At 52.5% G+C, this 15,471-nt stretch carries 1 protein-coding gene (cut by a window edge); it reads left to right on the forward strand.

Annotated elements, in window-relative coordinates:
- On the forward strand, window positions 1-15,442 hold the 3' portion of the coding sequence (locus tag Phpb_RS24150) for a non-ribosomal peptide synthetase (RefSeq protein WP_082302641.1). The gene continues 13,655 nt to the left of window position 1, outside the view; only the last 15,442 of its 29,097 coding nucleotides appear in the window; the start codon falls outside the window, past its left edge; the stop codon is at window positions 15,440-15,442.
- Window positions 15,443-15,471: the final 29 nt, after the last annotated feature.

Raw genomic sequence — 15,471 nt, forward strand, 5'->3', positions numbered from 1 at the left:
TACGTTGTTGTTAAAAACTTGGAACGCGACAGAAACCGCGTATCCTGACCAGTTGTGTATTCATCAGCTATTTGAACAACAGGTGGAGCAAACCCCGGATGCGATAGCGTTAGTGTATGAAGAGCAGACCTTCAGTTATACCGAATTAAATATCCGAGCTAACCGGCTGGCTCATCAGCTTATTGCGCTGGGCGTAGAGCCGGATCAGCGAGTGGCGATTTGTGTGTCACGTTCGCCGGCAATGGTGGTGGGGGTGTTGGCAATACTGAAAGCCGGTGGCGCTTATGTGCCGTTGGACCCGGTTTATACCGGGGAGCGTTTGACACATATTATGACCGATGCCGCTCCGGCTATGGTGCTGGCGGATGATATCGGACGTGATGTGCTGGGCGAGAAAACGCTGGCCGCTTTGACTGTGCTTGACCCCAATACCTTGCCTGATCAGCCGGACAGTAACCCACAGATACCCGTGTTGACTTCCCGGCACTTGGCATATGTGATTTACACCTCGGGCTCGACAGGGACACCGAAGGGGGTGATGGTTGAGCACCGTAATATCCTGCGTTTGTTTGAGGCGACTGAATCTTGGTATCACTTTAACCGGCAAGATGTTTGGTGCCTGTTCCATTCCATTGCGTTTGACTTTTCGGTATGGGAATTATGGGGAGCGTTACGCTATGGCGCTAAATTGGTTCTGGTCCCACACGAGATTGCCCGCTCCCCTCAAGAGCTGCATCAATTCGTGTGTCAGCACGGTATCACGGTGTTGAATCAGACGCCGAGCGCTTTCAAAGCCTTTATTGCCAGTTATGCCGCCAATCCATTACCGGACCAGTTGCGTTATATCATCTTTGGGGGAGAAGCCCTCGATCCGGGTATGTTGCGACCGTGGTATCGCCTGCGTGAAGAGACCTCACCAAGGCTGGTGAATATGTACGGTATCACGGAGACAACGGTTCATGTGACTTATCGGGAACTGAATTCGCATGATGTGGAGCAGATAACCAGTCCTATTGGTACGCGTATTCCGGATTTAACCCTCTATCTGTTGGATAAATACGGTCAGCCGGTGCCATTAGGGGTAACCGGTGAATTGTATGTTGGGGGCGGCGGTGTAGCACGGGGTTATCTGAATCGCCCTGAACTGACGGCGGAACGTTTCCTGGCTGATCCGTTTAGTGATCAACCGGGTGCCCGTATGTACCGTACCGGGGATTTAGCCCGCTACCTGTCGGATGGGAACCTGGAGTTTTTGGGCCGCAATGACCAGCAGGTTAAAATCCGCGGTTTCCGCATTGAACCGGGGGAAATTGAGACACGTCTGATAGAGCATTCGGCGGTGCGTGAGGCGGCTGTGCTGGCGCTGGGGGATGGGCAGGACAAACGTTTGGTTGCTTATGTGGTGGCGCCAGTGAACGACGGGTTGGTGAATAGTTTGCGTACTCACCTGAGTAAAATGTTACCTGACTATATGGTGCCGTCAGCTTTTGTGCGGCTGGACGCGTTCCCGTTAACGTCGAACGGTAAGCTGGATCGTCGGGCGCTACCGGCGCCGGATAGTGAAGCCGTTGCCCGTCAGGTTTATGCGGCGCCCCTGGGGGAAACGGAAATAGCGCTGGCAGCGATTTGGTGTGAATTGCTGGGCATAGAACAGGTCAGTCGGCACGATAGCTTCTTCGCGCTGGGCGGCCATTCTCTGCTTGCTGTGCGGATGATTGAACGTCTGCGTCACCTGGGGCTGACACTGGCGGTGCGTGACCTGTTCCAGTCGCCGGTATTGTCAGATTTGGCGCAAACTCTGAGGCAGCAACTGGTTGTGGGGGTGCCATCGAATATGATTACGCCAGCGACGACGACAATCACGCCGGCGATGTTACCGCTGATTAACCTGACCCAGCCTGAAATTGATCTTATCATCGGACAGATCCCGGGCGGGGTTGCCAATATTCAGGATATTTATGCCTTGTCGCCGTTACAGGATGGCATTTTATTTCATCATCTATTGGCAAGCGAAGGTGACCCGTATCTGTTGATGGGTCAGATGGCCTTTGCTGACCGGACTCTGTTGGATCGTTATCTGGCGGCGGTACAACAGGTGGTTGATCGTCATGACATCTTGCGTACCGCCTTTATCTGGCAGGGATTGTCAGGCCCGGCACAGGTGGTTTTGCGTCAGGCCGCTTTGTCGGTGACTGAACTGGCATTAAACCCGGCTGACGGTCCGGTCAGTGACCAGTTAACCCGGCGCTTTGATCCGCGTCAGCATCGTCTCGACCTGAACGAAGCCCCGTTATTGCGCTTTGTGGCGGCGCAGGAAACCGATGGCCGTTGGATTTTGCTGCAATTGCAGCATCACCTGATTGGCGATCATACCACGCTGGATATAATGAATCGTGAAGTGCAGGTCTACCTTGCCGGACAAGGGAACCGCCTGTCGGCGCCTGTCCCTTTCCGTAATCTGGTGGCTCAGGCCCGGTTAGGTGTGAGTCAGGAGGAACACACCCGTTTCTTTACTGACATGTTAGCGGCGGTAGATGAACCGACCTTGCCGTTTGGTTTGACGGAGGTGCATCGTGATGGCTCGCAGGTGACGGAATCGCACCGGATGCTGACGGCTGCCTTAAATGACCGCCTGCGTAGTCAGGCCCGACATTTGGGTGTCAGTCTGGCAGCGCTGTGCCATTTGGCTTGGGCGCAGGTGTTGTCGCGTACCAGTGGACAGGAAAAAGTGGTGTTCGGCACCGTGCTGTTTGGACGAATGCAGGCCGGTGAAGGGGCAGACAATGGCATGGGGCTGTTTATCAATACCTTGCCGTTGCGATTAGATATCAATAATACCCCGGTACGGGACAGTGTGCAGGCAGCACATACCCGACTGGCCGGACTATTAGAACATGAACATGCTTCACTGGCGCTGGCCCAGCGTTGCAGTAGTGTGCAGGGTGAGATCCCCCTCTTTAATAGCTTGTTGAACTATCGGCATAATGCCTTGCCGGTAATGTCGGATGAATTCATCAGTGGTATTGAGTTTCTTAGCGGGCAGGAACGGACCAACTATTCATTAACGCTATCGATGGAGGATTTTGGTGAATCTCTGGGGCTGACGGTTCAGGCGGTACAACCGTTTGATCCGGAAAGAATATGCGGTTATATGCAACAGGCGCTGGAAAGTCTGGCAGAGGTGCTTGAACAAGCCCCTGAGACACCGGTACGGGCGCTAAACATTTTGCCAGAAATAGAACGGAAATTGTTGCTGGAGACTTGGAATGCCACTGAAACCGCGTATCTTGACCAATTATGTATTCATCAGTTGTTTGAACAACAGGTGGAGAAAAACCCAGATGCCACAGCATTAGTGTATGAAAATCAGACTCTCAGTTATGCGGAGTTGAATGCCTGTGCTAACCGGCTGGCTCATCAATTGATTGCACTAGGGGTAGAACCGGACCAACGGGTAGCGATTTGCGTGTCTCGTTCACCGGCGATGGTGGTGGGATTGTTGGCGGTACTAAAAGCCGGTGGAGCCTATGTACCGTTGGACCCTGCTTATCCGGGCGAGCGCCTGGCGCATATTCTGATGGATGCTGCGCCAGCTATTTTGTTAGTGGATGAGGTCGGACGTACAGCATTAGGTGAGAAAGTACTAGCAGAACAGACTGTGCTCGACCCGAATACTCTGTTTGACCAGCTAAGCAGTAACCCGCAGAGACCTACGCTGACCTCACAGCATTTGGCGTATGTAATTTACACCTCCGGCTCGACGGGAACGCCGAAAGGCGTCATGATCGAACATAGTGGGCTGGTCAATCTTATTCAGGAAAAAATCACCCAGTTTGATATTCATGCCGGTAGCCGGATGTTGCAGTTTGCCTCATTTAGTTTCGATGCCAGTGTCTGGGAAATCATGATGGCGTTGGGGAGTGGGGCTTGTCTGGATATTCCTATCGATACAGTTCGTCAGGACCCGCGTCGCCTCTGGTACTATCTGGAGGAACAGTCGATAACTCACGCCTGCCTGACGCCGGCCCTGCTTCGGGATGGTGCTGATTTACCGGCGATAGCGATAAAACCGACTTTGATACTGGGAGGGGAAGCCCCCAGTGCGGCGCTGTTGGGGACATTATGTGGTCAGGCAACCCTGTTCAATGCGTATGGGCCGACAGAGATAACGGTTTGTGCCACGACTTGGCATTATCCGTCAGACTATATGGATACGGAAGTGCCTATTGGGCGTCCAACGGCTAACACGCAGATTTACCTGCTAGATGCTGATAGTCAGCCGGTGCCGTTGGGGTGCATAGGTGAGCTGTATATTGGCGGCGCGGGTGTTGCACGTGGTTATCTGAACCGCCCTGAACTGACTGTTGAGCGTTTCCTTATCGACCCGTTTAGTGATGTGCCGAATGCCCGCATGTACCGCACCGGAGATTTGGCTCGCTACCTGCCGGACGGCAATTTGGTGTTCGTTGGCCGTAGTGACCAACAGATTAAAATCCGGGGCTTCCGGATTGAACCAGGGGAAATCGAAGCTCGGCTAACAGAGCACCCGGTGGTGAGGGAAGCGCTGGTACTGGCGTTAGGCGACGGGCAGAATAAACGGTTGGTTGCCTATGTGGCGGCGTCAGCGGATGACGGGTTGGTTAACCGTTTACGTGCCCACTTGAGCGCAGTTTTGCCTGATTATATGGTACCGGCGGCTTTTGTCCGTTTGGATGCCTTTCCGTTAACCCCTAATGGTAAGTTGGATCGCCGGGGTTTACCGGCGCCAAGTGAGGAAGCCTTTGCCCGTCAAATCTATGAAGCCCCGCAAGGGGAGGCTGAAATTGCGCTGGCGGCTATCTGGCGTGAAATTCTGGGAATTGAACAGATCAGCCGGCATGATAATTTCTTTGCGCTGGGCGGCCATTCGCTGTTGGCGGTACGGGTAATGAACCGCGTAGCGGCTTTAGGTATCGAATTGCCGCTGACCACGTTGTTTAAATCCCCTTCTCTGGCTGCCTTTGCTGAGGAGATCAGCGCCCGGCTTGATAAACAAGGCGGGACATTGCCTGCGATTATGCCGATATCCCGCGAGGGTATGTTGCCGCTGTCATTTGCTCAACAACGTTTGTGGTTCCTCGCTCAATTTAATGGCGTTAGTGATACCTATCATATCCCGGTTGCTCTGCATTTACGTGGTCAGTTGGATATTGCTGCTTGGCAGCAGGCGCTTAACGCCTTGTTTGCCCGTCATGAAGCGTTACGTTCCGTCTTCGTCTCCGTTAACGGTCAGCCACAAGTGCAACTGTTGGGGCCAGACGGCGGTTTGCTGTTGTCTCAACATGATCTGCGTGGTATCCCGAATGTTGAAACGGTACTTGAACGTTTAAGTACAGAGGAGGCTTATACGCCATTTGATCTCAATAGTGGACCGCTCATCCGCGCCTCTCTCATCCGGCTTATGGATGATGAATATCAGTTTTTGTTCACCCAACATCACATTATTTCCGATGGTTGGTCTGTCAATGTGCTGATACGTGAATTAAGCGCCCTCTATACGGCTTTTCTGACAGAACAATCTGATCCGTTGCCCCCGTTAGTGATTCAATATCCTGATTATGCAGCCTGGCAGCGTCAGTGGCTATCGGCTGAACGTGTCCAGGTTCAATCTGATTATTGGCGTACCATGTTGGCTGATGCGCCGGTACTGCTGGATCTGCCTGCTGACCGGCCACGTCCGTCTGAACAGTCGTTTGCCGGGAATATTGTTCCCATCAAGTTGGATGCGGAATTGACGACATCTCTCAAACGTCTGAGTGAACAGCACGGGGTCACGTTATTTATGACGCTGTTGTCAGCTTGGGCGATGGTCCTGTCGCGTTTATCCGGTCAGGAGGATTTGGTTATTGGTACACCGAGTGCAGGCCGCCGTCGCCAGGAAGTGGAATCCCTGATCGGCTTCTTTGTCAATACGCTGGCCTTACGCATTGACTTATCGGGTGAACTGACCGTGACTGAGTTGCTGACGCGCGTGCGGCAAACTGCACTGGCGGCACAGGAGCACCAGGATTTACCGTTTGAGCAGGTGGTGGAGATTGTACAACCACCACGCCAATTGGCGCATACCCCGCTATTCCAGGTGATGTTTGCCTGGCAGAACAATGAGAACACAGAATGGCAATTACCGGGGCTGGTAGTCTCACCGGCTGATCAAGACTTTGATGTTGTCAAATTTGATCTCGAACTAAACCTGTCTGAGGAAGAGGGCCGGATTGTCGGTGGTTTGAGTTATGCCACCGCCCTGTTTGATCAATCGACAATCGAACGACACGCAGGATATTTACACTCGGTACTACAAGCGATGGTGACTCACTCTCAACAGCGGGTCGGGGAAATTGATATTTTGGCCCCGGTGGAGCGCAGGTTATTGCTGGAAACTTGGAATGCGACTGAAACAGCTTATCCTGACGCGTTGTGTATCCATCAGTTATTTGAACAACAGGCAGAGAAAAACCCGGATGCTATAGCGCTGGTGCATGAAGACCAGACTCTCAGCTATGCCGAACTGAATGCCCGCGCCAACCGGCTGGCCCATCAACTGATTGTGCTGGGGGTAGAACCCGACCAGCGGGTGGCGATTTGTGTGGCACGTTCACCGGCGATGGTCGTGGGATTGCTGGCGGTAATGAAAGCGGGAGGAGCTTATGTGCCACTGGACCCAGCCTATTCTGGTGAACGTCTGACGCATATTCTGATTGATGCCGCGCCGGTTATCTTGTTGGCGGATAATGCTGGATGTGTCGCGCTGGGTGAGAAAGTTTCGAGCCTGACGGTACTTGATCCGAATTCATTACCGGACCAGCCGGGCAGTAACCCACAGGTACCTGCATTGACCGCACGGCATCTGGCGTATGTGATTTACACCTCTGGCTCGACCGGCACGCCGAAAGGGGTGATGGTGGAGCATCGTGGGTTGGTCAATCTTATCGGGGATAAAATTACCCAGTTCGATATTCGTGCCGGTAGCCGGATGTTGCAGTTTGCTTCGTTTGGCTTTGATGCCAGTGTCTGGGAAATCATGATGGCGCTGTGCGGTGGTGCGGCTTTAGACATTCCCGTCGATACGGTTCGTCAGGATTTGCGTCGTCTTTGGCATTATTTGGAGGAACAAGCGGTGACACATGCTTGCCTGACTCCGGCTTTATTGCGTGATGGGACTGATTTGCCAGTGATAACGATAAAACCGACATTGATACTCGGTGGTGAAGCCCCCAGTGCGGCTTTACTTCAGGCACTGAGCAGTCAGGCAACGCTGTTCAATGCTTATGGTCCGACGGAAATCACCGTTTGCGCCACGACTTGGCATTGTCCGTCAGACTATGCAGATACAGGGGTTCCTATCGGGCGCCCGACAGCCAACACACTGATTTATCTGCTGGATGCTTATGGTCAGCCGGTGCCTTTGGGAGCTATCGGTGAGCTATATATTGGCGGTGCGGGTGTGACGCGGGGTTATCTGAACCGCCCTGAACTGACGGCGGAACGTTTTCTGACAGATCCGTTTAGCGATGTTCCGGAGGCGCGAATGTACCGTACCGGGGATTTGGCCCGTTATCTGCCGGATGGCAATCTGGTGTTCGTTGGCCGTAATGACCAGCAGGTTAAAATCCGGGGCTTCCGGATTGAACCGGGGGAAATCGAGGCACGTTTGACTGAACATCCAGCGGTGAGTGAAGCGCAGGTACTGGCGTTAGGTGATGGGCTGGACAAGCATCTGGTCGCTTATGTGGTGGCGGAGGTGGATGACCGATTAGCTGTCAATCTGCGTGCCTATCTGAGCACACAATTGCCTGATTATATGGTACCAACGGCCTTTGTGCGTCTGGATGCGTTTCCACTGACCCAGAACGGTAAACTGGATCGCCGGGCGTTGCCGGCACCGGATGGTGAAGCTTTTGCCCGTCAGATCTATGTAGCGCCGCAAGGGGCGACAGAAACCGCGTTGGCGGCCATTTGGCGTGAGTTGTTGGGGATTGAACAGATCAGCCGGCACGATAGCTTCTTTGCACTGGGCGGTCATTCTCTGCTGGCGGTACAGATGATTGAACGCCTGCGTAACCTAGGGCTAACGCTGGCGGTGCGTGACTTGTTCCACTTGCCAGTGTTGTCTGAGCTGGCGCAAACACTGGGGCGTCACCAGGCTGTAGTGATACCACCGAATGTCATTACGCCAGCAACGACAACACTCACACCGGAGATGTTGCCGCTGATTGATCTGACCCAGCCTGAAATTGACTTCATTGTCGGACAGGTGCCGGGTGGGATCGCCAATATTCAGGATATCTATGCCCTGTCGCCATTGCAGGATGGTATTTTGTTCCACCATTTGCTGGCGGATCAGGGCGACCCGTATCTGCTGATTGAGCAGATGATTTTTACTGACAGGTCTCTGTTGAACCGTTATTTGGCTGCGGTTCAACAGGTGGTTGATCGCCATGACATCTTGCGTACCGCCTTTATCTGGCAGGGATTATCTGCGCCGGTTCAAGTGGTTTTACGTCGGGCAGCTTTATCAATGACTGAACTGACCTTAGATCCGACTGATGGACTTATTAGCGACCAGTTAGCTGAACGTTTTGATCCACGCCGGCATCGTATTGACCTGAATCAGGCACCGTTATTGCGTTTTGTGGTGGCGCAGGATACCGATGGCCGCTGGAACGTACTGCAACTGTTGCATCACCTGATTGGTGACCATACCACGCTGGACGTGATGAGCCGTGAAGTGCAGGCGTATCTTGCTGGTCAGGGAGGGAGCCTGCCTGCGCCGACACCTTTCCGCCATCTGGTAGCGCAGGCCCGTCTGGGGGTCAGTCAGACGGAACATACCCGCTTCTTTACTGACATGTTAGCTGGGGTAGATGAACCGACCCTGCCATTTGGGCTGGCGGAGGTGCATCGTGATGGTTTGCAGGTGACGCAATCGCATCGTATGCTGACAACCGAGTTGAATGATCGTCTGCGCAGTCAGGCCCGGTGTTTGGGTGTGAGCCTGGCATCACTGTGTCATCTCGCCTGGGCGCAAGTATTATCGCGTACCAGCAGTCAGAGAAAAGTGGTGTTCGGCACCGTGCTGTTTGGACGGATGCAGGCAGGTGAAGGCGCCGACAATGGCATGGGGCTGTTTATTAATACCTTGCCGTTGCGGTTGGATATCGACGAAACCCCGGTATGGGACAGTGTACAGGCAGCCCATACCCGACTCGCCGGATTATTGGAACATGAACACGCGTCACTGGCGCTGGCCCAGCGTTGCAGTGGGGTGCAGGGGGAGATCCCGCTCTTTAATAGCCTGTTGAACTATCGGCATAATACTTTGTCGGCAACGTCGGATGAAATCATCAGAGGTATTGAGTTTCTTGGCGGACAGGAACGGACCAACTATCCGTTTGTGCTGTCGGTGGAAGATTTTGGCGAATCCTTGGGGTTGACTGCTCAGGTGGTGCAGCCATTTGATCCGGAAAACTTATGTGGTTATATGCAGCAGGCGCTGGAAAGTCTGGCGGCGGCCCTGGAGCAAACGCCGGAAATCCCTGTTCGGGCATTGGAAATCTTGCCGGAAGCGGAGCGTACGTTGTTGTTAAAAACCTGGAACGCGACAGAAACCGCATATCCTGACCAGTTATGCGTTCATCAATTGTTTGAACAACAGGTGGAGAAAACCCCTGACGCGACAGCGTTAGAGTATCAAGAGCAGACTCTTAGTTATGCCGAGTTGAATACCCGTGCTAACCGTTTGGCCCATCAGTTGATTACGCTGGGCGTCGTACCGGACCAGCGGGTGGCGATTTGCGTGTCGCGTTCACCGGCGATGGTGGTGGCGTTGTTGGCGGTGTTGAAAGCGGGTGGAGCTTATGTGCCGCTGGACTCAACCTATCCGGGGGAGCGTTTGGCCCATATTCTGGCTGATGCTGAACCGGTTATTTTGTTGGCGGATAATGCCGGGCGTACTGCACTGGGTGAGAAGGCGCTTGCAGACCTGATAGTGCTCGATCCGAATACCCTGCCAGACCAGCCTGACAGTAACCCGCAGATACCGGCGTTGACTTCACAGCATCTGGCGTATGTGATTTACACCTCCGGTTCGACCGGTACGCCGAAAGGAGTGATGGTTGAGCATCGTTCGTTGCTAAATTTACATGGAACGCTGACAGAGCGTATCTTTGCGTCTTCTTCTGCGCCTTACCGGGTTAGCCTGAATGCGAGCATTTCTTTTGATTCGGTATTGAAAAACTTACTGGGTCTGTTGAATGGCTATACACTGGTGATTGTTCCACAAGATGTACGGGCCGATGGTACCGCTTTATTACAGTTCTTAGCCGCGAAAAATCTTGATGTGTTGGATTGTACGCCAATGCAATTAGAGATGTTGCTGGCAGCGGGTTTGTCTCAGCATCAAAAAGCGTTGATGCTGTTGGTGGGTGGCGAACCCATCCCGGTACAAACCTGGCAGACGGTAACCGAAATACCGCAACTGACGGCCTATAATGTATACGGTCCAACGGAATGCACCGTGGATGCGACGTTGGCCTGTATAGAGCCGGCACACCCTTATCCGACTATCGGTCGTCCACTGGCTAATATCCATCTTTATTTGCTGGATAACGTTGGTCATCCGGTGCCGTTGGGCGTGGTGGGGGAATTGTATATTGGGGGAGCCGGTGTGGCGCGGGGTTATCTAAACCGGCAAGAATTGACGGCTGAACGTTTCCTTGCCGATCCGTTTAGCGATAAACCGGGTGCGCGTATGTACCGAACCGGGGATTTGGCCCGTTATCTGCCGGATGGCAACCTGGTATTTATTGGTCGTAATGACCATCAGGTCAAAATCCGGGGCTTCCGTATTGAACTGGGTGAAATTGAGGCCCGGTTGGCAGAGTATCCGGCGGTGAGTGAATCGGCTGTGTTAGCGCTGGGTGACAGTCAGGATAAGCGTCTGGTCGCTTATGTCGTGGCGCAAGCGGATGATGGATTGATCAATAGCTTGCGTGAACATCTGAGCGCGAAATTGCCTGACTACATGGTACCGGCGGCTTTTGTGCGTTTGGATGCTTTTCCAGTGACCCCGAATGGTAAATTGGATCGTCGGGCGCTACCGGCACCGGACGAAGGCGCGTTTGCCCGTCAGGTTTACGAAGCGCCGCAAGGCGAAACGGAAATGGCGCTGGCGGCGATTTGGCGTGAATTGCTGGGGATTGAACAGATCAGCCGGTATGACAATTTCTTTGCCTTGGGCGGCCATTCGTTGCTGGCGGTGCGGGTGATGAACCGTGTAGCCGCTTTAGGTGCCGAATTGCCGCTGACCACACTGTTTAAATCTCCTTCTTTGGCGGCTTTTGCTAAGGTGGTGAGTACCCGGTTTGGTCAACAGGACAATATACTGTCTGCCATCCTGCCGATATCCCGTGAGAGTGCATTACCGTTATCATTTGCTCAACAGCGTTTGTGGTTCCTGGCTCAGTTTGAGGGTGTCAGCGATACTTATCATATCCCGATGGCACTGCGTTTGTGTGGTCAGTTGGATATCGCCGCCTGGCAGCAGGCGCTTAACGCCTTGTTTGCCCGGCATGAAGCGTTACGTTCCATCTTCGTCTCCGTTGACGGTCAGCCACGAGTGCGACTGTTGGCTGCGGATAGTGGGTTGTCTTTATCTCTGCATGACCTGCGCGGGATACCAGATGCTGAAACTATGCTTGAACGTCTGAGTATTGAGGAGGCTCACACGGCATTTGACCTCAGTCACGGCCCGCTTATCCGTGCCTCTCTTATCCGGCTTACGGATGATGAATACCGGTTCCTACTTACCCAGCATCACATTATTTCCGATGGCTGGTCTGTCAATGTATTGGTATGTGAGCTGAATGCTCTCTATACGGCTTTTCTGGCCGGGCAACCGGACCCATTGCCGCCGTTGGCGATCCAATATCCTGATTACGCCGCTTGGCAGCGTCAGTGGTTGTCGGCTGAACGGGAGCGGGTTCAATCTGACTATTGGCGTACCATGCTGGCTGATGCGCCAATTTTGTTGGATTTGCCCACTGATCGGCCACGTTTGCCTCAGCAGTCGTTTGTCGGCAATGTATTGCCCATTAATCTGGATGCAGAGTTAACGAAATCCCTCAAGATTTTGAGTGAACAGCACGGTGTCACATTATTTATGACCCTTTTGGCCGCTTGGGCGACGGTTCTGTCGCGTTTGTCAGGTCAGGAAGATCTGGTCATTGGTACACCGAGTGCGGGTCGCGGTCGTCAGGAAGTGGAGTCTCTGATTGGTTTCTTTGTTAATACACTGGCCTTACGCATTGACTTATCGGGTGAATTAAATGTGACTGAGTTACTTGCGCGTGTGCGGCAAACCGCGTTGGAGGCCCAGGAGCATCAGGATCTGCCATTCGAACAGGTGGTGGAAATTGTGCAACCGCCGCGCAGACTGGCGCATACTCCTTTATTTCAGGTGATGTTTGCCTGGCAGAATAATGAGAGCACGGAATGGAGGCTGCCGGCGTTAGCAGTTTCACCGGTCGATCAAGCTTTTGATGTCGTCAAGTTTGATCTCGAACTGAACCTGTTTGAAGAAGAGGGCAGGATTGTTGGTGCGCTGAATTATGCAACGGCCTTGTTTGATCAACAGACAATAGAACGGCATGTGGGGTATCTGCACGCGGTACTGCAAGCGATGGCGGCTAACCCTCAACAGTTGGTTGGGAAAATTGATATCCTAAAACCGGCGGATCGCAGATTGTTGCTGGAAACGTGGAATGCCACGGAAACAGCGTATCCTGACGCGTTGTGTATCCATCAATTGTTTGAACAACAGGTGGAGAAAACTCCTGATGCCACAGCATTAGTGTATGAAGATCAGACGCTCAATTATGCGGAGTTGAATACCCGTGCTAACCGGCTGGCCCATCAGTTGATTGCGTTGGGTGTAGAGCCGGACCAACGGGTAGCGATTTGCGTGTCACGTTCTCCGGCAATGGTGGTGGGATTGTTGGCGGTATTAAAAGCCGGAGGAGCTTATGTGCCGCTAGATCCGGCCTATCCGGGTGAACGTCTGGCGCATATCTTGATTGATTCCACTCCTGTAGTCGTGTTGGCTGATGGTATTGGACGGGAGGCACTCAGTGAAACAGGAGTGGCGGAACGGATTGTACTCGACCCGAATATCCAATTTAATCAGCCGGACAGCAACCCACAGGTTACGGCGTTGACGCCACAGCATCTGGCGTATGTGATTTACACCTCCGGCTCAACCGGGCAACCGAAAGGTGTAATGGTAGAACATCAGGCTGTTTATCAACGTAGTTTGGGTTTTAGTGAGACCTATGCAGTGACGGCGCAAGACCGGGTACTACAATTTTCCTCTTTTGCGTTTGATGCTTCGGTAGAAGAATTCTTTTCGTCATTATGTCATGGCGCCACGTTGGTTATCCGGAATGATAGTTGGCTGACTTCGGTGCCGGTATTTATCTCTTTAATCCGGCAACATGGTATTACAGTGATGTCTCTACCGACTCTATTTTTGTCTGAATTGGCGGTTGTAGGCGGTACATTACGACTTCCTGAGTGCCTCCGGTTAGTCATTATTGGTGGCGAGGCGGTGAAAAAGAGCGTCATTCAGGCGTGGTTTGCTCAAAAAACCTACCATCCACGGTTGTTAAATACGTATGGCCCAACGGAAAGTACTGTAATTGCAACCAGTCGGGAGATATTATCACCAGAAAATGATCGTTCAATTGGTCGGCCGGTTAAAAATACCTGTATTTACCTGTTGGACAGATACGGCCAACCGGTGCCATTAGGTAGTATTGGCGAGATATATATTGGTGGTGTTGGCGTGGCGCGTGGTTATCTGAACCGACCTGAATTGACGGCTGAACGTTTCCTTATCGATCCATTTAGCGATAAGCCGGGTGCACGGATGTACCGTACTGGGGATTTGGCCCGTTACCTGCCGGATGGCAATTTGGAATTCTTGGGGCGTAATGACCATCAGGTGAAAATCCGTGGTTTCCGCATTGAACCGGGGGAAATTGAGGCCCGGTTGGCGGAGCACCCGGCGGTGAGTGAATCTGTGGTATTGGCGCAAGGGGAAGGGCAGGAGAAACGGCTGATTGCCTATGTCGTGGCGCCTGCGGATGAAGGGCTGGCTAACAGCCTACGTACTTACTTGAGCGCTATTTTGCCTGATTATATGGTGCCGTCAGCTTTTGTGCGGCTGGATACGCTTCCAGTAACCCCGAATGGTAAGTTGGATCGTCGTGCACTGCCGGCACCTGACAATGAAGCGTTTGCCCGTCAGGTTTTCGAAGCGCCGCAAGGCGAAACGGAAACTGTATTAGCGGCGATTTGGTGTGAATTGCTAGGGGTTGAACAGATTAGTCGGCATGACAGCTTCTTCGCGTTGGGCGGTCATTCCTTGCTCGCTATGCGAATGATAAATCTTGCCGCTGGTCGTGGTTTAGTTTGTACATTGAATATGCTGTTCCAATGGCCGGTGTTGGCCGAACTGGCTGCGAAAATCACTTCAGATTTATTATCTCAGCCACAAAGTGAGGCTATATCGGTGCGACCTGACGGAACAGGGCTGCCGTTGTTCTTTGTTCCCAGCGGAATGGGTGACCACTCCTATGTTTTCGGGTTAACTCAACATATGCAGTTAGGTTATCCGATTTATGCGCTGCCTTGGTCATCCATCAGTGAAGAACCTATGTCAACGATGGGAGAGCAAGCTGCCAGAATGGTCACTTTGATGAAAGCTGTTCAACCGGTAGGCCCGTACCAGATATGCGGTTACTCTTCTGGTGGGATATTGGCTTACGCTATTGCTCAACAGCTTTTGAATGCCGGAGAAACGGTTAATTTCTTGGGCTTGATTGATACGCCTGCGCCTCATTATTTTAGGAAAGAATCCATACAGCCCAAATATCACTTCTTTACTGATCTGGCCCGGCGGTCAGGGGAGGAATTCCCAGAAGAGATTGCGGCGTTGTATCGGCAAATTGATGAGCTGAATTTGGTGCAGTTTATTGCAGCAGCGCAAGAACTGGCGTTATACCCTGCAAATTTGTGTGCTGATGTGATCGCAAAACGTTGGGAACAGATCGAGCGTTATGCACAAATAGTTGCCAATTATGAGCCGCCGACATTAGCAATAACGCTGCATCAATTCTATGCGGTAGATCCTTCCCCTGCGATTTCTTTTGTGACGGATGAAAAGCCAGAGTCCATAAACATAGAACCGTCGTTGGGCTGGGAACGGGTAGTGCCTAATACTTCTCTTGAGCTGATTGCGATGCCGGGTAACCATTTTAGTTTATTGGAGGATAATGAGAATAAAACTGTTTTAGCTCAGGCTTTGAATAGGGTGCTGGCAATCAGTTTTGAAAAGGAGGTGGCGTGATACTAATAAGTAAGGAATATTGGATAATT

This window comes from Photorhabdus namnaonensis, assembly GCF_001684335.1.
Taxonomy (GTDB): Bacteria; Pseudomonadota; Gammaproteobacteria; order Enterobacterales; family Enterobacteriaceae; genus Photorhabdus; species Photorhabdus namnaonensis.